This window comes from Mycolicibacterium wolinskyi str. Jessa 2025 (genome assembly GCF_049241375.1).
Lineage (GTDB): Bacteria > Actinomycetota > Actinomycetes > Mycobacteriales > Mycobacteriaceae > Mycobacterium > Mycobacterium wolinskyi.
Window position 1 is genome coordinate 1,507,798 of sequence record NZ_CP185960.1, and the last position, 17,087, is coordinate 1,524,884.

Genomic DNA, 17,087 nt, shown 5'->3' on the forward strand with positions numbered 1-17,087 from the left:
TTGGCGAATGGGAGAACAACATGAGCGACGATTCGTCCACACGGCCCACCGCACGGGTCGTCCCGAAGCCCCGCCGTGTTCGATTCGATATGCCTGCTGGGACCAGTCGGCAGCACTTCGTTGATGGCGACTTGGTGATGAGCCACTTTGTGTCCACCTTGTCGGCCACGTTCCCCGAAGGCGAAGACTTCTTTATCCGGTCAGTCCGCGAGTACCGGGACCACATCAGCGACGCTGACCTCAAGGAGGCGGTCAAGGGGTTTATCGCACAAGAGGCCACCCACCGACACCAGCATCGGCTGCTCAACGATCGGCTTCAAGCAATGGGCTATCCCACCGAGGGGATCGATCGGCATGTCAAGAAGCTGGTTGGCCGACTTGAGAAGCGTTTTTCTCCCAAGATGCGCCTGGCTGTGACGGCCGCCCTCGAGCACTACACGGCGACATTCGCCGAGATCATTCTCACCAGCGACGAAGCTCAAGAACTGATCGGCGACACCGAAGTGCGGCCTATTCTGCTCTGGCACGCACTGGAAGAATGCGAGCATAAGGCCGTTGCTTTCGATGTCTACGAGACGGTCGGTGGAAGCGAACGCACCAGGGTCTGGGGGATGCGGATCGCCAGCCTCCTCTTGTTCAGCGAGTTGGTCATCCAGACCACCCGCTCTCTGGCTGGTGACCGTTCCGCCTACAACCCGGTGCGCTTGCTGCGCAGCCTTCGAGCCTTCCGTCATAACCCGCTATTCAGCCCAGCAGCAATTGCGCGCTTTCGCTCCTACACCCGCGCCGGATTTCATCCCGACGACTGGGACAGCGCAGAAATCCTCGAACGCTGGACCAAGGAACTCTTCGACGCCGATGGTGGCCAGCAAGTGCGTAGTGGCGTCTAGCTCGACCAGAGCCCGGCACAGTTCAAAGTCGGCCTTAACCGAAGAACACTTCATGGGCTCCGCTTCGCGCGCTGTGAAGTCAAGATCGGTTCTGACTACTGGCCGATCGATGGTGCTCGACCAACGTCGCGACCTACAGGAGGTTCCGGCCGAGGAACTCGGTGACGGCGCAGCCGAAGGCGTCGTTGTCGTCGCCGGCGATCATGTGTCCGGTGCCGGATACGTCGACGGTCTCGGCGTGGGGAACCAGTTGCTTGAACTCGTCGACGGTGGCTTGGGAGACCACGTCGGACAAGAGGCCCCTTACGAGAAGTGTTGGGGCATTGACCCGTCGGGCTCCGTCGATCAGCAGGTGGCTGATTGCGTCGAATTGCTCCGTTCCCGTGGTCGATTCGTCGCGGAGAAAGTCGAAGTTGGAGTGAATGAATGCCGGGTCCCACCGCCAGATCCAGCGGCCGTCGTGACGCTGCCGTAGCACCTTGCGCAGGCCGTCGACGTTGGCCGGGCGCGAGCGATGGGGGTTGTACGCGGCGATCACCTCTGCGGCGTCAGAGAGGGTGCTAAAGCCATCGGGATGTGCGGCCATGAACGTCACCACGCGACGGGCGCCCTGGAATTCAAGTCGCGGGGTGACGTCGACCAGGACGACCGCCGCCCACGACGCCCCGGATGTCAACAGATGCGTGCCGAGCACGGTCATGCCCCCAAGGGATGCACCTACGACCGCAGGGGCGGTATAGGCGCTGAAGTGCTCGCGCACGGCGAGAAGATCGGTCGCGAGTCGCTCGATGTCGTACCTGCCGGCTGGGTCCCAGTCGCTGTCGCCGTGACCGCGGGTGTCGTAGGCGACGACTGTGTATCCGCATGCGTGGAGGCGACGCGCTGAAGTGCTCCACGCGTGCCGGTTCTGGCCGCCGCCGTGCAGGAGCAGCACGACGGGACGGGCGTCATCGTGGCCGTAGCAGTCCGCAGCCAGGGCGATCCCGTCCTGGGTTCGGACCCGATGCTGCACGGCGGAGGTCATGACACCTTCCTGGCGAGATCGTCGTCCGCCCGAAGCGTGGGCCCGGCAGCAAGCGCCTTCATAGTGCGTTGCCCGCGGCGTTCACGATCGTGACCGTGCCCTGGGCTACGCAGACGGCTTTGTCGCCGTTGCTAATGTCGATGCGCGCCACTCCACTGCGCTTGCCCAGCGACACGATGTCGGTGACGGCGACACACACACCGGTGGACACGGGTCGCAGCAGGTTTAGCTTGAATTCGGTGGTGGCGACCCATGATCCGGCCGGAATGACGGGGTAGAACACGACTCCGAGACAGTGGTCGACCATCGCCGATAGACATCCGCCGTGCAGGGTGCCGAAGGGTGTGAGCAGTTCGGCACGGGTTTCCATCTCTGCCACCAGCCGACCGGCGGCGAGTTCGGTGTGCCGAAAGCTCAGAAACCTCGACAGTCCACCTGCTGTGTTCGGCGATCTGAGCAGCTGGTCGGCGATCTGCTCATCGAAGTGCGCGAATGTCACTGCCACCACCATGCCCCTTTCTCCTGTCCGGTCATGGGTCGATCACCGTTCGAGCCCGCGAATCGTTTGAGCATGTCGCCGAATGCGCCGAGGTCGCCGTGCGCGGCGGAGTGCTCGATATCGACGGCGATGAAGAACCTGGCCGCGCGGTGATGCACACGACGCGTCGTCGAGGAGGGGCACGGGCTAGACCGGTGTGGTCCAAGTGATGGGCAGCGATGTGTAGCCGCGGATCGGTCCGGACCGCAGCCGCCGCGCCGATTCAAGATCGACCTCCCAGTCGGGCACCTTGTCCAACAGAGCATCCAGAGCGATGCGGGCCTCCATCCGCGCCAGTGCCGCGCCCAGACAGAAGTGGATGCCGCGACCGAAGGCGACCTGGTGCTCACTGGTGCGCTCGATGTCGAACACGTCAGGATCGGGGAAGGCGCGCTCGTCGCGGTTGGCCGACCCGAACAGCAGCAGCACCTTCTCACCTTGACGCATGGTCGTGTCGTGCAGTGTGACGTCGCGGGTCAGGGTTCGTGAAAGTCCCTGTGCCGGTGAGTCGTAGCGCAGCAACTCCTCAACTGCCGGCCCCAATAGTGTTCGATCGGCGGCCAGGCGTCGGCGGGTCTGCCGATGCTGGGCCAGCACGACCGCGGAGTTCCCCAGCAGATTGGTGGTGGTCTCGTAGCCCGCGACGAGCAGCAGCGCGCAGAAGCCGAGGACTTCCTCGTCGGTCAGTCTGATCCCGTCGACTGTGGCGTTCGCCAACGCCGACATCATGTCCTCGCGGGGGGTTTGGCGGCGGTCGGCGAGGAAGTCGGTGAAGTAGGCGTAGATCGAGGTGGCGGCGGTCAGTGCGTCGGTGGTTTGTCCGTGGTTGACGTCGACCTGGACCAGTTGGCTCGACCACAATCGGAACTGATCACGATCGGTGGCGGGAATGCCCAGTAGATCGGCGATCACCGCGGCGGGCAGGATCGCGGCGAAGTCGGTCACGAAGTCCGCCGAACCAGAGCCCTCGTCGAGGCGCTCGAACAACTCCGCGGCCATCTGTGTGATGGCGCCCTGCAGCCCGGCCACCCGCCGGGGAGTGAACGCCCGGCTCACCAGGGCACGCAACTGGTCGTGGCGCGGAGGGTCCATCACGATCATCATCGGCAGGAACGAGCCGATGAAGTCCGATCCCGGTGGGGTGGGGAAGATGCCGTCCACCGAGGAGTACGTGCCGTGATCCAGTGCTGCGGCCTGGACGTCGGCGTGCCGGCTCAACACCCAGGTATGGGATTCCTCGGCGCGGTACACCGGAGCCGTGTCACGCAACGACCGATACGTCGGATAGGGGTCGTTGAGAATCGAGGCGTCGAACGGGTCGTAACGAATTTGCACCGAGACCACCAAGACCTCCGACCACCAAAGTAACGACGGTTTAGACTCGCAGTCTAAACCGGCCGAACGGGACAGGGGGGCAATGCGCAAGATTCCACGTCAGATCTCTGACCGGCTTCCCGCCGCGGCGGACTTGTTCGCCGAGAAGGGGCTCAACGACTCCAAGATCGAAGACGTCGCCGCGGTGACCGGTGTGCCGAAAGCGACGCTGTACTACTACTTCGCCGGTAAAGAGGACATCCTTGCTTTCCTGCTCGAAGACCTCCTCAAGGACATCTTCGATGCTGTGACCGCGATCGTGCACACCGGCGGCACCGGTGCCGAACGCCTCGAACTCGTGATCCGCGCACAACTGCGGGCAATGGCGCAGCGGCCAGCGGTATGCCGTGCACTCATCGGCGAATTGGGACGAGCGGCCCGCATGCCGGCTATCGCCGAGATGATCAATACCGCCTACCAACAACCCGTCGAAACCCTGCTCATCGAAGGGGCCCGCGACGGATCCCTCGTCGCTCAGCCCGATGCGCGATCGACGTCGATTGCGCTGTTCGGCGCGGTCACCATCAATGCACTCATGTACCTGGTCACCGATAACCACCTCGACGAGACGGTGGTCGCCAGCACCCTCAGCGCCGTCATGTTCGACGGGCTGCGCCCGCGCACAGGAGACCAGTCATGAGCACCTACGGCCTGTCGGTTCTCGGCGCGGATCTGAAGTCACTGGCCCAGACCGCCCAGGCCGCTGATGCGGCCGGGTTCGACGCCGTATGGGCCTCGGAGTTCTATTCTCGGTCCGGATCGATCTCCATGGCCGCGATGGCCAACAGCACCCAGAACTGTCGGATCGGTTCCTCCATTCTCTACGGCGTCGGCCGAAGCCCCCTGGTGCTGGCCACCGAGGCGCGCGACCTCGACGAACTCTCCAACGGACGACTGGTACTCGGCATCGGCAACGGCACCAAACGGATGATGGGCGACTGGCACGGCGTGCCCGACACCTCCGCACCCGCCCTGCGGATGGAAGAACTCGTGATGCTGCTGCGCCGGATATGGAACCTGCATGAAGGCCCGATCCATCACGAGGGCCGTTTCTACAGAATGAATCTCACCCCGACCGGCGACGTGGGACCCTCCAGCAGGCCGATCCCGATCGTCACTGCCGGTGTCCGGCCCCGGATGTGCGAGGCGGCCGGGCGGGTGGCCGACGGCCTAGCCGGACATCCGCTGTTCACAACCACCTACGTCGAAGAGGTCGTCCGGCCCGCTATCGCCAGGGGCGCCGCGCACACCGGCCGCGACCCCAATGACGTGGAAATCATTTCCATGGTGATGTGCGCCATCCACGACGACGCCGAGGTCGCCAGGCGCGAACTGGCGCAGCAGATTGCGTTCTACTCCTCGGTCAAATCCTACGAGACGGTACTCGATGTGAACGGCTTCGCCAGCGAAGGCCGAGCCATCCGGCAAGCATTCGCCCAGCGCGATTTCCCGGCGATGTTCGCCGCTGTGTCCGAGGAGATGATCGACGCCATGGGTGTCGCCGGGACGGCGCACGAGGTCCGTGAACAATTGAGACGGTACAACGGCGTCCTCGACCACATCATGCTGTATTCACCATCGGTCGGCATCACTGCCGAACGCGTGCAACAAAACCTCGACAGCATCATCCGGGAATGCTCGCCCGCCTCGATGTCGCCAGGGCGGTCCTGTCCACGTTCAACCTGATCCACGTATTGCCGCCCAAGTCGACCCGTCGCAGTGTCCGCGGCCGGATTAGTGGGTCTGCCGCGCCGACCCCGCCGATGATTGCCTGACGCTGTTGACGATGTTGGCGTCGTCGGTGTCGGGGAGGTCATGGCGGACCACGCGTACCCGTCCTTGAGGTAGACAGGCCATGTAGCCGTGGCGCATGCCATAGAGCTCCCACGCTGTCTGTTCAGCGTCGGGATCGACATCGATGCGATGTCCGCGCGAGAAGCTCAGGTGTAGCCCTCCATCGTCGCTGGACCAGGCCTGGGTGCACAGTGCGCCGGCGAGGTTCAGCAGCGGGCGTTCGTGGGTCGCGATCCTGAGGGGGTCAATACGCACCGCCTCGATGGGGTAGGTGCCGACGGCAGGAAGCGTCAATAGTAGGGGGCAGGAGATGACGATTTCGTTGTAATCATCGAAATCCAGAACCAGGCCGCCGTGCAGCGAGAGGCGTTGTACGACAAGGTTTTCGATCCATTGGGTGTACATGGCAGTCTCTTTTCGACGCATCGTTGAGCCGTATCCCCAAAGAGTACGCCAAGTATCGCTGCGATACCAGCAGTATCGTTACCGGTAGACGGCTGGCCTAGCAGCGCTGGTCACGACGCGCCTGGTGGCTCGGTCAATGCGGTCGCGGGTGTCGGCGGCTGTCGCGCGGTGGCCGCTGAAGGCCACGAGGTTGGCCAGCCAGATGTCGGAGATGATCCCAGCCACGTGCAGATCGGTAGGAGTGGGCTCGCCGCCCCTGAGCGTGCGGGCCAGCAGGATCTGGATCTCATCGGCCGCGCGGTCGAGTTCCGCGGCGGCGCGGGTATCTGCGACTGCGAAGGCCCGTGTCATGGCCGTCGTCAGCCATGGGTCGCGCTGCCAGCGGTCATGCAGATGTGCGGTGAGCCGTTCGAGCCGTTCCAGCGGTGTGCCCTCACCACTCGCCCAGTCCCCGGCCGAGTCGAGTCGACGGAACTCGCGCGTCAGCGCTGCCACCAGCAAGTGGGTTTTCGCCGGGAAATAGCGGTAAAGCGTGCCGACGGCGATGCCGACCCGCTCGGCAACTGTCCGCATCTGAACCGCCTCGTAACCACCCGCCGCGGCCACGACCAAAGCTGCATCAAGAATGGTCTCCCGGCGCCGTGCGGACGCGCGTGAACGCGACGCGTTAGCGGCTCGCTTCTCTGCAGCGACCGAGTTCGCTTCCGAAGGCGGGGTTTTCCCGTGGCTGCGCGCCTGAGGGACAGTCATGACGGCTCCGGGTCGAGGCCGCCGCGGCGCGAGAACTGCTCCAGAAGATCGCCGAAAGCGCTGACATCGCCGTGTGCGGCGAAGTGCTCAGGGCTGACGACAATGAACACTGCACTGGCGGTGAAGCGGGCGATCCCACCCTCACCCGTGCCTGTCGCCGTGACATGCAGCGCCCGCCCTTCACGAGAGACGATGTGGGCAGTAATCCGGTGGGTCTGATGCAGCGGCACCGGCCGCAAATATTCGACCGTCAGGGTGCGGGTCACCGCCGGGGTTCCGGCGATCCACAACGTGAAGCCCAGGACGTCATCACATGCCGCGGCCACTGCCCCGCCATGGGCCAGGCCCGGGGCCCCGATATGGCGCTCATCGAACGTCACATCGGTGTACACCGCGTCGCCGCTACGATGCACCACCAACCGCAGTCCGTGGGGGTTGTCCGGGCCGCAACCCATGCATGTCGTGGTGTGCGAGGGCAGCCGCTCGGGCGGCAACAGGCTTTCGGGCACCGTCACCCTCCAATACGATCGGTTTCGCTGCGCTACCGTTAGTACCACACTGCTAGACTGCCGTGACAGCATCGCGTGAAGATCGACCGCCGAGGTGAACGAGTGAGCGACAGTCAGGCAGTGCCCGTCCCTGACGACGACGTGGACCCTCGGCTCATCCGGTCACGCACCCGGCTGCTGGATGCTGCGGCAACGCTACTGAGCACCGGTGGGGTGGAAGCGGTCACTATCGATGCCGTCACCAAAGCATCCAAAGTGGCCCGAACCACGCTGTACCGCCACTTCCACAGTTCGTCGCATTTACTGGCAGCCACGTTCGAACGCCTACTTCCACAAGTGACCACTCCGGCACCGACCAGCGGACCCCTCCGTGAGCAGCTGATCGAATTGCTCAGCCGCCAAGCCGCCCTTTTCAACGACGCACCGCTGCATGTCACGACACTCGCGTGGCTCTCATTGGGGCCCACCGGCTCCAATGCCCAAGCGGAAGACCGCCACACATCCGGGGCGCTACGGACCCGAGTTGTCGATCAATATCGTCAACCATTTGACGCCGTACTCACCAGCCCAAAAGCTCAAGCCGAACTCAACGACTTCGACCAGGAACTGGCGCTTTGCCAACTCGTCGGACCACTCGCCTTCGCCCGAATGACCGGGCTTCGCACTATCACTCACAATGACTGCGCGAACATCGTCGATGACTTTCTCGCCGCCCACCGCAACACCGACAGCGACGCCATAAAATCGAACATCGCCACCAAGAAGACGGGCCGCCCGGCGCGCTCAGCTCGCTAGGCACAACGAAATCACAATGTCGAGCCGGCTGGTCTTCGGGCCCTTTTCGCCTCTCGCAAATCGCGTCGGTGATGGCATCGAAGGACCATTCGTCGCCATCATCGGCGAGGCCGTACGCTGGTTTCCGTTCCACAGCGAGGTGCGGAGACTCGCAGCAGGGTAGTGAGCTACCCGAAGTGCAGGTCACCCGCGGTTCGGCGTCTCAGACGCTTGAGGGCGCGCAACTGCTTGAACCCGTTTCTCGATTGCTTGACTTGTGGCGAGGAGGATTGACAAAGAACAACTTTGACGAGAGCAGGCGAATCGTGGCCTCGGCGGCATGGAGTGGTTACGACATCGCTGTTGCGAGTTAGCTCCGCCTTCGATGCGGCATTGATCTGCCGCGTTCGGTGACGTAATCGGTCCAGTCGCGGGCGGCGAGTTTGGCCCAGGCGGCTGCGTTCTTGGTGGTGATCGCGAGCAGTTCGGCCAGCACGGGTGCGGGCATGTCGCTGGCGAGCTGGAAGAGGGCGGCTTTGCGATGTTCGTAGGGTTTCACCCCGACCGCGACGAGCTGGGTGCGGATGTTCTCGGTGGACAGGTGGGTGCCGGGAAGTCGGCCGGGGAACAGCCAGCCCGTATGGGATGGGGTGTAGCGGCTTTCGCATTGCTGCTCCAGATGCTCGCGGATGAGGTCGTCGAGTAGGGGAGGCATTTGGATGGGGATGGCGGCGAAGACGACATGCACGGCGTGATCGTCGGAGATCGAGATTTGGCTTGATCGCAGGGCGACGATGCGCGAAAGAGGTTGGGCGAACAACAATGTGAGCAGTCCCGCGATGCGGGTTTTGCGGCGGATTGTGTCGTCGTGCAGCAGCCGCCCGACGGCGGCCCACCGCTGGGAATCCGAGACGGTTACCGAGGGAGGTGACCGTGGCGGATCGGTGACCCTCAGTGTGGTGTTGATGCGGGATTGGCGTAGCCAGACGAGGAAGGCGTACTCGGCAGTGAGCGGCCTCCGGTGGAGCGCCTGGTAGCGCTCCAGCATCTCCTGTGTCGCTGTCGCCGGAGTGGCGTCGTGGGTGTGCAGAAACGCCATGAACTGAATCGCCACGCGGACGCGACGACGGCAGGCATCGGTCATCGATCTCGTCAGCCGGTTCTCGTGGGAGGCCTTGCGCATCTGGCGCAGTACATGCCAATGCGCGAATCGGCGAACGATGGCGGCGTCTTCGGCCGGAAGCTCGGCTACAACGTCCTCGATCCAGGGCAGCATCCGTTCGACGCGGATGTCGATCGGGCCCAGAACGCCGACCGCGACCAGGAGGCTGCGCAAGTAATCGTGGGCTCGGTCCGAGGGAAGATCGCTGAAGGTGTCGTGGCTGATTTCACGCGTTCCGCAGGCCATGTCGCGAAGGAGCTGCGGGCCGGTACCGGGCTTCTTTCGCAGCCACCAGAGCACCGTCTGTGGGCGGTCGGCGTTGATCAGTTCGTCGAACACGGGCCGTAGTCGGTGATGAATCGTGCCGCTGATCGGGTCGGTGAGCAGCTCGGTGAGGCGCTCGCGTAGGAAGCAGCGGGCGCATCGGTAGAACCCGTAGGGGTGTTCTTCGCGGCCGCATTCGCTGCAGGTGAAGATCGATGCGACACCGGCGCAGGAGGCGCACACGATGGCATCGTCGAGCTGCCACGCCAGTGGCCGCACGGTCTCACACCGCGGGCATTTCTCGGGGTGATAGTGCCGTCTGCGACGGCATGCGACACAGATGCGACGCCCGTGCGTCAGTGGGGTTAGCCGGATGGTGCTTGCACACTCCCAGCAGGCCCGCTGAGTCACTGGTTGTCGTGGGGGCGGCGGATGGTGGCGCGGATGGGTCGCAGGTCGCCGATGCCGGGTCCGCTGTCGTTGACCGCGGGCGCCTCACGGACTTGTTCGGCGACGAGCTCGAGCAGGTCGTTGGGCGTGCACGACAAGATGTCGCAGAGGGCGGCGAGCAGGTCGAGATTGATGCGCTGCGGGGGCTTGGTCGCGATCCGGTGCACCATCTGTCGGGAGATCTCCACGCCACGCTCGTGCAGCGGTGCGACAAGGTCGGTGGTGGCGAACATTCCGTTCTGGGCCATCAGCTGACGCAGGTTCCACCGCAGCACGGTCCTAGTGCTCATCTCCGCCTTCACCTGTCGTCGTGGATGATCCGTAGACGCGGCGCAGCGCCGCCTGCAGTGTTTTGGTCTTGAAGTCGTCGGACACCGAGGTATAGATCGCGGTGGTCGAGGCATACGAGTGCCCCACCTGTTCGGTGACGAACCGCTCCGGATAACCGAACTCGATCAGATGGGTGACATAGGAGTGCCGCAGGCAGTGCAAGGTGAGCTCGGCAGGCAGTCCCGCTTGCACCCGTGCGACGGCGAATCGCCTATCCATGGTCTTGGTCGCCACGCGCCGTCGACGCTCGGTCAGCCAGAGCTCTTGACGGTTCCCGGGGCTGAGGAGTGGGCGGCCGTGGTCGACCCATTGGCGCAGTCCGTCGATCACCCAGTCGAACTCCGGAACGGCGAGCACGGTGCGACGCCTGGGAGAGCTGCCGCGACGTGATTTGGCGTAGCGAACGTGGACGGCGCCGAACGTGCCCCAGGCCGGCATCCGCGAGTTCGGACGCAGGTCGGCGAGATCGAGATAGCACAGCTCGCGGCGGCGTAAACCGAAGGCGTAGGCCGTCTTGATCATCTGTGCGTCGCGCAGCGCCGCGAACGCGCCTTTGTTCCTGGACCGAGCGAGAACATCGACGCGATCATCGAGGAAATCGAACAATGTTTCCAGTTCGTCGTAGGTGAACGGGCGACGCGCGGGCTTGCCCTCGTAGTCGACCAGATGCGCGGCGGTGTTGTAGTCGTGACAGACCTGCGATGGGATCCGTCCGAACCTGTTCTCGCATTGCGCGATCCAACCGTAGCGGCTATCGAGTAGGTAGTCGCAGAACATCCGCAACGACATGTGATAGCCGCGAATGGTCGACGGTGCTTTGCGTTCCGGGCCCGACATCAAAGCGGCCGTGAAGTCTTCGACATCGCCGGCAGTCCAGTCCCACGGAGGCGCCCCGGCGAACTCTGCGAACCGCCGCACCAACGCCAGCCGCGGCTCGATCGTGGCCTCAGCAGCGAGTAGCCGAGACGCCTGTTGACGACCCCACCCAGACAGCATCGCTTCGAAGACTGCGCTGGCCTCGTCCAGGTGAACCACGCCCGAGGCAAGAACCAAGTGCGCCGACCCCGGAACGCTCACAAGAGAACCTCCATCTATCGTCAACTTAGAGTTGTCAATGACAACCGCAAGTTACCACACCTGCGAGCGAAATCCGTCTACCAGGAGGAACACGAAAGTGGTTCAATGAAGCGCATCCGGCGCTGGTCCCATGCGCCAGATATACGCGTCAACTTCAGGTTGATTCGCGACCTTCCGACCCATAGTGCAAGAGGTGTGTGGTCTGTCGGCGGGCTGTAAACGGGGTGTGAGGTGGGCGGCTGGCGGTGGGTGCGGTGGTTGGCGAGTGGGGTGGGTGACGGTGGGTTGAGGGTGGCGACGGTGAAGCGGTCAGGAGGGCGGACGAAAAAAGTCGTGGGCGACGAATGTGGCTGTGGTGGTGGCCTGCACGGCCCGAACACTTCTAAGGTCCTCAACCATGACGGCAGCGAGAACATCCAAGGCGGAGGCCCGGCGCCGGGCTGTGGAAGCGGCTCGGCGCGCCAACGAGGAGCTTGCGGCGCGGGAGAAGGCGAACCTTAAGGACGCGACGATCCTGCTTCACGCGATCGACAAACTCGACGCGATTGGCGAGTGGAAGAAGCAGCGGCGCGCGGAGCTGCGCGCGCAGGCCGACGCGCAGTTGGCGCGCGAAGAAGCTAAACGGGTAGGCGACGATCGCGAAGCGGCGGGCGCGGCCGTCGAACGGATGCGTGAGCGGGGTGAGACGCTGACGACGATCGCCACCAAACACGACCTCGGGATCGCAATCGTTCGCGTGATGGCACGGCATGCGCCGAAAGCGGCAAATCCGGTATCGCGGAACGGTTCGCAGGCACTAGGTCGGAATGTGTCCGGAACGGGGGAGGCGGCGGCGGACGGGGAGGTCGGCCCGGACGCGGGCGAACCGCCGGCCGGAGCGGCGCCAGCGTGACGGTTCGGCGGTGGCGCGGCGACGGAAGTCTCAAGGGTGCGCTACGTCCTGAACCCGACGACAGAAGGGCGCTCGGCGCGGCGTTGCGACGGCGCAGGGCAGCGCGCAAGTTGATGCCGTCGCGGGGACGCTGCCGCGGGGCCGCGATCCCGCACTCCCGCCGGCCTGCTGGGCGCACTGAGCGATGCGTCGCCGCAGCGCGGCTGCGGGGTCGCGGTCGTGTCGACGCGGACGCTGTCTGATGGGGCGTGCGGCGTGGTGCGGTGGCCGAATACGCGGGCCGCGGTGAACGTCGGTGCCGGCTGTTAGGTTCACCGGTCCTTGAGGAGCGCGGCGAGGTTATCGTGGACCGGCTGGCGCACGCCTCGGAGATCGCGCGTTTCACCGCCATGTGGTGTGCGGGCCCACGGTGTCGGACTCGACATCTGGGACAGGTGCCATCGGTGCCGATGGCTAGGGCCGGTTTTATCTCAGGTCAGTCTTCGGTGAACGGCCACGCCGGCTTCGGGCTATGGGGTGACGATGTTGCACCAGAACGGGAAGGTGTCGAGTAGGCCAAGGAAATCGTTGAACGACGCTTCTTGGCCATCGATGGTGAGTTTGTTCTGCTTCTTGGCGTCGTCAAGGGTGATGGTGCCCAGCTGAATATCGTCCAGCGTGGCTTTAGCAGTGTCAGGCTGGCGTTGGCGTTCGGTACCGGCTCGGGAGCGTAGTGCAGCACCGCGTTCTCGACGGTGAGGCCGTACTCCTTATTGAGGTCGGTGAACTTGACGTTGAGCGTGAACGGCGATCACGGCCCGGGTGGGCTTGTCCTTGCCGACGGCCAGGCGGGTGCGTTCGGCGAGATCGACGTTCAGTCGTGCAGTGCGTTCGTCGGTGACGTAGAAGTGCGGGGCCGTGACGTGGGTGACGAGCTCCGGGTGCTTCTGCACCGTCAGGTCTACCAGCGCGGCGTGCCGATTGATCCTCGGCAAGGGCATTGATGCCGTAGGGACGGCCGGTCCACGGCAGCTTGTCGAGGCCGAAGCCCTCGTCGGCAAGCCGCTCAGCGGCGGGCTCCCAGTACACCCGCAGGCCCGCCTCCACGGCGGCTGCCGCCGCAGCGGCCTGGTGACGTGCAGCTTTGGTGTCCAGGGTGATGGCGTCGGTGCCAGCGTGCTCACGCGACAGGAAATCTTCGACCTGCTTGTGGTCGTTGGGTCCGAGCCGAAACTGAATGCCCATCGTGTGAAAACGTCCTCTCGACCTCGGGCGTTGTTTCATGACAGAATGCATGACACACACGCAGACAAAAGCAAGACAGGCAGACGATGTGGGAGCTAACGCGCTCGCCTCGACCGTGTCGAGTGCGATCGAGCGCTTGGGATTGACCTACGAAGAGGTCGGCGACATCGTCGACGCGTCGGCGCGCTCGGTGGCGCGCTGGACCTCGGGACAGGTCGTTCCACAACGACTCAACAAACAACGACTCATCGAACTGGCCTACGTCGCCGACGCGCTGGCCGAAGTGCTTCCCCGAGACCAGGCCAACGTCTGGATGTTCTCCCCGAATCGATTACTGGCCCACGCCAAGCCCGCCGACCTGGTGCGTGACGGCGAGTACCAGCGCGTCTTGGCCCTCATCGACGCCATGGCCGAAGGGATCTTCGTGTGAGCGATGCGCTCGACGAGGACCTGGTGCAGCGCATCGACGCGCGCGGCACCAGCCGGTGGTCGGGCACGTGCGCTCGCTACAGGGGCGCCCACCGTGACCCCTTGTCGGGGAAGGGGCGCGCAGATTCGGCGGAAGATGGAAACCCTGCCGGACTCTTCTCGGCGATCTATCTGGCCGACTCCACGCAAGCGTGCATGGTCGAAGTAGAACGCGCCGCGCGGGCGGCGTCGACGACCCGCGAGAAGATGCTCGAAGCTTCGTATCGACTGCACACCATCGAGGCCACCGACCTGGCCGTCCTGGATCTCATCACCTCTGACGCCCGCGAAGCGGTGGGGCTCGAGGACGACGACATCTATGGCGACGACTGGCCGGCGTGCCAAGCGGTGGGCCATGCCGCATGGTTCCTGCATGTGCAAGGCGTACTGGTGCCTGCCGCCGGGGGAATTGGCTGGTCATCACCGCCTACGAACAACGGACCCGCCCCGGTCAGCTCCACGTCAGCCACAGCGAGGATCTGACACCTATCCGCTACGGAGAACTGCGGCACCCTTAACTAGGGGCGGCGGCCTGCTCCCCGCCCCAGGGGAGCGTCTTGCAGCTCGTTCTTGTTGGACGCTCGCTCGGCTGGGGAATGTTTGTTGTCCTGACCGTGCGAGGATGCCAAATTCACCGGATGCAATGAGCAGACTAATACCGGTAAACCTGCATATTCGATTCCCGCATATTGTCGCATCGACTCGATCGGGTCGTGGGGGACAAGTCAACCGCGCTATGGATATCAGTCGTTATCCACGACGCTTCTCTATGGTGCCAACCGCCGGGTGGTGTTCTGGAATGCATCGGTCCGAGCAGGCCTGGACCGGCAAGCCCGTCATGTATTTGTAGCTTTGCCGATCCCCCGTGATGCTCACCCCTCGGCGATGCAGCCGCCCGTGAAAGAGGACATCTTCACTGAACCCTATGTATTGGACAGTCGCCGTCCGCGTCTCGCCGTCGAAGGTACCCCAATGAAATACTCGCATTGCCGCATAAGCACGCTTCTGCAAGGGATTGCACAAGATCGAACACCTTGCAGTCGATCCCCGCTGTCGTGTGCTCCCGGTGACTGCGCTTGGGCATCAGGCTAACTCTCATATCGTTATAGGCGCGTCAGCGTGGCGCCAAACCGTAACGTTATCGTGCATAACAACACGCCCCGGTAGGTGGCGGGACGCCGCACGGCTTATAGCAGCTGGCTGTCGTTACTTCGTTGTCTAATTAGCATTGAACGCCAGCTCTTCGCGATTGAACGGATCTGTTCAAGCGGTGGACATCTTTCTGCGCCGACGCTGTAATCATGGTTACAACGATCGTCCGATACGGCTATGCGCCGATCATGTTGATAGGCGTCAACGGCGCAGCCATCGCGTTGGCGCACGCCGCGTGGGCAGAGGTCTGCATGGCGGGGCTCATTCTGATTGCGATCGGCTTGTCGTTCGCGGCTGAGCGGGTGTTGCCCTACAGCGATGTTTGGAACGAGCCGATCAGTGACAGTCGGCGCGATGTCGCACATGCTCTGATCAACGAAACGTCGTTGCTGTTGACTGTGCTCGTCGTTCCCGTCCTGGCGATGCTTAATCCATTCAGTGCATGGTGGCCTTCGTCGTTGCCGTTTGTTGTTCAGGTTGTCATCGCAATCTTTGTCACCGACCTTGGAGTCACTTTGGTACATCTGGCAAGTCACAGAGTCGGGTGGCTGTGGCGCTTCCATGCTGTCCACCACAGTGTCAAGCGTTTCTACGGCTTCAATGGCCTCATGAAGCACCCGCTGCACGGAGCACTTGAACTGGCGGCAGGCATCACACCCCTGCTGATCCTTGGGTTGACGAAACCCGTTGCAGAGGTACTCACGGTGGCGATCGCGGTACAGCTTCTGCTTCAGCACTCCAACGCCGATTACCGCGTCGGACCTCTACGTAAAGTGCTGGCACTCAACGAAGGCCACCGTTTCCACCACCTCAAGTGGGCTGGTATTGGTGATGTCAACTTCGGACTATTCACGTTGACATGGGATCACGCTTTGCGCACGTTCTCCTTCGATCCTGACCGCCGTTTTCGCTCGGATGATCTCGGCATGGCGGCAAAACCCAACTACCCGGCGGGATATCTCGCGCAGCTGGCGGAACCGTTCCGGGCAAGTGGCGCATGCAAATTCGGTGCCATGAACGACGATGCGACCGTATCACCCGAGGAAGTCGCACGGTAGGCGATACCGAGACGCTCGGGATTGCGCATCTGAACCTAGCGATGGCGGCACACGGCATACTCAAGGACGTGACGTGGGCTGGCGAGGCGCTGATCGAGCCGGGGCGGCTCGTTTTCCGGGGACGGATCGGCTCGGCCCACAAGCACGCGCACGCAGCCCTTCAGATTGTGACTCTCACTGATGGTGCGGTATCCCTGTCCGACGCCGATGGCCAAAGGCTGTCCGCGTCTGCGGCGGTGATCGCCGCGGGCGCTGCGCACTCTATCGACACCGGCACAGGCTCTGGAGTGATGGTGTACCTGGAACCTACGAGCGTCGTCGGCCGGCAAGTGACGCGTCTCTTCGGCAGCACTATCCGCCCTGATGTCCACGAATGGGTGCGCCTCGGTGCCGGCATCCTCAACATCGATGCGAGACAACCTCTTTCCTCAGCTGCGGATGACGTGATTGCGCGACTGGTCGGGCCGAAGGAGCAGGCGAGTGGCGCGCTGCACCCCAGCGTCGAAGCGGTGGTCGGCATGCTGCCCGACATGCTCAGCGGCCCGGTCAAGCTGACCGACGTAGCCAAGGCGGTGCACCTGTCCGCCGACCGACTCGGACGGCTGATGGCGCAGGAGGTCGGTATGTCGTTTCCCGCCTACGTGCGGTGGAGTCGACTCATTCGTGCGATGGCGGTGGCCCGTGATGGTGGAACCATCACCGATGCCGCACACGCCGCCGGCTTTAGTGACAGCTCCCATGCAAACCGGGCTTTTCACGAGATGTTCGGCCTCGCACCCATCGATGCCCGACGAGGCGTTCGACTCACCTAGCGGTACGCGGTACCGGAGGTTCCGGTATGTTTCGTCCACGCGAATTACGGAGACAGTACGTAGGTGCTGATGCATGTCGTGGGGAGTCGCAGATGTTGAAGTTCGCCGCGGTTGATCGGGATGCGATCACGGCGACGAGG

Annotated in this window: 20 protein-coding genes and 1 pseudogene; 9 read left to right on the plus strand and 12 right to left on the minus strand. The window is 63.7% G+C overall.

All coding sequences use genetic code 11. The features are described from left to right. Positions 1-20: 20 nt before the first annotated feature. Positions 21-890, plus strand: a complete 870-nt coding sequence (locus tag ACOI2T_RS07550) for a metal-dependent hydrolase (RefSeq protein WP_011856885.1) — start codon at positions 21-23, stop codon at positions 888-890. A 133-nt stretch (positions 891-1,023) separates the two neighbouring features. Here the strand turns inward: ACOI2T_RS07550 and ACOI2T_RS07555 are convergent, their stop codons facing one another. Genes ACOI2T_RS07555 through ACOI2T_RS07570 form a run of 4 tightly spaced genes read right to left on the minus strand, consistent with a single transcriptional unit; the run spans position 1,024 to position 3,796 of the window. After that, positions 1,024-1,914: an alpha/beta fold hydrolase gene (locus ACOI2T_RS07555; protein ID WP_011856884.1), complete on the minus strand. Its 891-nt coding sequence runs from the start codon at positions 1,912-1,914 to the stop codon at positions 1,024-1,026. A 58-nt stretch (positions 1,915-1,972) separates the two neighbouring features. After that, positions 1,973-2,425, minus strand: a complete 453-nt coding sequence (locus ACOI2T_RS07560; protein WP_011856883.1) for a PaaI family thioesterase — start codon at positions 2,423-2,425, stop codon at positions 1,973-1,975. Beyond that, positions 2,410-2,571, minus strand: coding sequence for a hypothetical protein (locus ACOI2T_RS07565; protein WP_156442342.1), 162 nt, complete (start codon positions 2,569-2,571; stop codon positions 2,410-2,412). The genes ACOI2T_RS07560 and ACOI2T_RS07565 overlap by 16 nt, the downstream gene beginning before the upstream one ends. 28 nt (positions 2,572-2,599) lie before the next feature. Further along, positions 2,600-3,796, minus strand: coding sequence for a cytochrome P450 (locus ACOI2T_RS07570; protein ID WP_011856882.1), 1,197 nt, complete (start codon positions 3,794-3,796; stop codon positions 2,600-2,602). A gap of 73 nt (positions 3,797-3,869) precedes the next feature. On the opposite strand from ACOI2T_RS07570, the gene ACOI2T_RS07575 reads away from it, so the two are divergent. Further along, positions 3,870-4,466, plus strand: a complete 597-nt coding sequence (locus ACOI2T_RS07575) for a TetR/AcrR family transcriptional regulator (protein WP_011856881.1) — start codon at positions 3,870-3,872, stop codon at positions 4,464-4,466. After that, on the plus strand, positions 4,463-5,512 hold the full coding sequence (locus tag ACOI2T_RS07580) for an LLM class flavin-dependent oxidoreductase (protein ID WP_011856880.1): 1,050 nt from the start codon (positions 4,463-4,465) through the stop codon (positions 5,510-5,512). Before ACOI2T_RS07575 ends, ACOI2T_RS07580 begins: the two co-directional genes overlap by 4 nt. 48 nt (positions 5,513-5,560) lie before the next feature. Here ACOI2T_RS07580 and ACOI2T_RS07585 read toward each other — a convergent pair whose 3' ends face one another. The 3 genes from ACOI2T_RS07585 to ACOI2T_RS07595 all read right to left on the minus strand — a co-directional run bounded on the left by ACOI2T_RS07585 (position 5,561) and on the right by ACOI2T_RS07595 (position 7,284). Next, positions 5,561-6,025 (minus strand): DUF6188 family protein, encoded by a 465-nt coding sequence (locus tag ACOI2T_RS07585; RefSeq protein WP_024449209.1) that lies wholly within the window; start codon positions 6,023-6,025, stop codon positions 5,561-5,563. Positions 6,026-6,103: 78 nt separating this feature from the next. Further along, on the minus strand, positions 6,104-6,775 hold the full coding sequence (locus ACOI2T_RS07590; protein WP_011856878.1) for a TetR family transcriptional regulator: 672 nt from the start codon (positions 6,773-6,775) through the stop codon (positions 6,104-6,106). Continuing rightward, positions 6,772-7,284 (minus strand): PaaI family thioesterase, encoded by a 513-nt coding sequence (locus tag ACOI2T_RS07595; RefSeq protein ID WP_011856877.1) that lies wholly within the window; start codon positions 7,282-7,284, stop codon positions 6,772-6,774. Before ACOI2T_RS07595 ends, ACOI2T_RS07590 begins: the two co-directional genes overlap by 4 nt. Before the next feature lie 102 nt (positions 7,285-7,386). On the opposite strand from ACOI2T_RS07595, the gene ACOI2T_RS07600 reads away from it, so the two are divergent. After that, the gene (locus ACOI2T_RS07600) at positions 7,387-8,079 is read left to right on the plus strand and encodes a TetR/AcrR family transcriptional regulator (RefSeq protein ID WP_011856876.1); all 693 of its coding nucleotides are present in this window, start codon (positions 7,387-7,389) and stop codon (positions 8,077-8,079) included. Between the two features lie 349 nt (positions 8,080-8,428). On the opposite strand, the gene ACOI2T_RS07605 is transcribed toward ACOI2T_RS07600, so the two are convergent. From ACOI2T_RS07605 to ACOI2T_RS07615, 3 genes are all read right to left on the minus strand, one after another. After that, positions 8,429-9,763, minus strand: coding sequence for a hypothetical protein (locus ACOI2T_RS07605; protein ID WP_011856875.1), 1,335 nt, complete (start codon positions 9,761-9,763; stop codon positions 8,429-8,431). Between the two features lie 128 nt (positions 9,764-9,891). Further along, the gene (locus ACOI2T_RS07610; protein ID WP_024449211.1) at positions 9,892-10,224 is read right to left on the minus strand and encodes a helix-turn-helix domain-containing protein; all 333 of its coding nucleotides are present in this window, start codon (positions 10,222-10,224) and stop codon (positions 9,892-9,894) included. Beyond that, positions 10,214-11,341 (minus strand): tyrosine-type recombinase/integrase, encoded by a 1,128-nt coding sequence (locus ACOI2T_RS07615; protein ID WP_046363131.1) that lies wholly within the window; start codon positions 11,339-11,341, stop codon positions 10,214-10,216. The genes ACOI2T_RS07610 and ACOI2T_RS07615 overlap by 11 nt, the downstream gene beginning before the upstream one ends. Before the next feature lie 397 nt (positions 11,342-11,738). On the opposite strand from ACOI2T_RS07615, the gene ACOI2T_RS07620 reads away from it, so the two are divergent. Next, positions 11,739-12,233 (plus strand): hypothetical protein, encoded by a 495-nt coding sequence (locus tag ACOI2T_RS07620; protein WP_011856867.1) that lies wholly within the window; start codon positions 11,739-11,741, stop codon positions 12,231-12,233. A gap of 509 nt (positions 12,234-12,742) precedes the next feature. Here the strand turns inward: ACOI2T_RS07620 and ACOI2T_RS07625 are convergent. Beyond that, positions 12,743-12,957, minus strand: a pseudogene (locus ACOI2T_RS07625) (alkyl sulfatase C-terminal domain-containing protein); the annotation flags it as partial. A 25-nt stretch (positions 12,958-12,982) separates the two neighbouring features. Next, entirely contained in the window at positions 12,983-13,207 is a 225-nt protein-coding gene (locus ACOI2T_RS07630; RefSeq protein WP_160109709.1) for a hypothetical protein, read from the minus strand. A gap of 338 nt (positions 13,208-13,545) precedes the next feature. On the opposite strand from ACOI2T_RS07630, the gene ACOI2T_RS07635 reads away from it, so the two are divergent. From ACOI2T_RS07635 to ACOI2T_RS07650, 4 genes are all read left to right on the plus strand, one after another. Then, positions 13,546-13,887 (plus strand): antitoxin Xre/MbcA/ParS toxin-binding domain-containing protein, encoded by a 342-nt coding sequence (locus tag ACOI2T_RS07635; protein WP_011856840.1) that lies wholly within the window; start codon positions 13,546-13,548, stop codon positions 13,885-13,887. Continuing rightward, positions 13,884-14,408, plus strand: a complete 525-nt coding sequence (locus tag ACOI2T_RS07640) for an RES domain-containing protein (RefSeq protein ID WP_370475987.1) — start codon at positions 13,884-13,886, stop codon at positions 14,406-14,408. The genes ACOI2T_RS07635 and ACOI2T_RS07640 overlap by 4 nt, the downstream gene beginning before the upstream one ends. Before the next feature lie 818 nt (positions 14,409-15,226). After that, on the plus strand, positions 15,227-16,135 hold the full coding sequence (locus tag ACOI2T_RS07645; RefSeq protein ID WP_085176793.1) for a sterol desaturase family protein: 909 nt from the start codon (positions 15,227-15,229) through the stop codon (positions 16,133-16,135). 41 nt (positions 16,136-16,176) lie between these two features. After that, positions 16,177-16,947, plus strand: coding sequence for a helix-turn-helix transcriptional regulator (locus ACOI2T_RS07650; RefSeq protein WP_036466280.1), 771 nt, complete (start codon positions 16,177-16,179; stop codon positions 16,945-16,947). Positions 16,948-17,087 lie beyond the last annotated feature (140 nt).

Coding starts and splice junctions, on each gene's coding strand:
- ACOI2T_RS07610 (WP_024449211.1), bottom strand. CDS start 10,224: ATGAGCACTAGGACCGTGCTGCGGTGGAACCTGCGTCAGCTGATGGCC.
- ACOI2T_RS07620 (WP_011856867.1), top strand. CDS start 11,739: ATGACGGCAGCGAGAACATCCAAGGCGGAGGCCCGGCGCCGGGCTGTG.
- ACOI2T_RS07550 (WP_011856885.1), top strand. CDS start 21: ATGAGCGACGATTCGTCCACACGGCCCACCGCACGGGTCGTCCCGAAG.
- ACOI2T_RS07575 (WP_011856881.1), top strand. CDS start 3,870: ATGCGCAAGATTCCACGTCAGATCTCTGACCGGCTTCCCGCCGCGGCG.
- ACOI2T_RS07590 (WP_011856878.1), bottom strand. CDS start 6,775: ATGACTGTCCCTCAGGCGCGCAGCCACGGGAAAACCCCGCCTTCGGAA.
- ACOI2T_RS07560 (WP_011856883.1), bottom strand. CDS start 2,425: ATGGTGGTGGCAGTGACATTCGCGCACTTCGATGAGCAGATCGCCGAC.
- ACOI2T_RS07585 (WP_024449209.1), bottom strand. CDS start 6,025: ATGTACACCCAATGGATCGAAAACCTTGTCGTACAACGCCTCTCGCTG.
- ACOI2T_RS07555 (WP_011856884.1), bottom strand. CDS start 1,914: ATGACCTCCGCCGTGCAGCATCGGGTCCGAACCCAGGACGGGATCGCC.
- ACOI2T_RS07650 (WP_036466280.1), top strand. CDS start 16,177: ATGGCGGCACACGGCATACTCAAGGACGTGACGTGGGCTGGCGAGGCG.
- ACOI2T_RS07580 (WP_011856880.1), top strand. CDS start 4,463: ATGAGCACCTACGGCCTGTCGGTTCTCGGCGCGGATCTGAAGTCACTG.
- ACOI2T_RS07645 (WP_085176793.1), top strand. CDS start 15,227: ATGGTTACAACGATCGTCCGATACGGCTATGCGCCGATCATGTTGATA.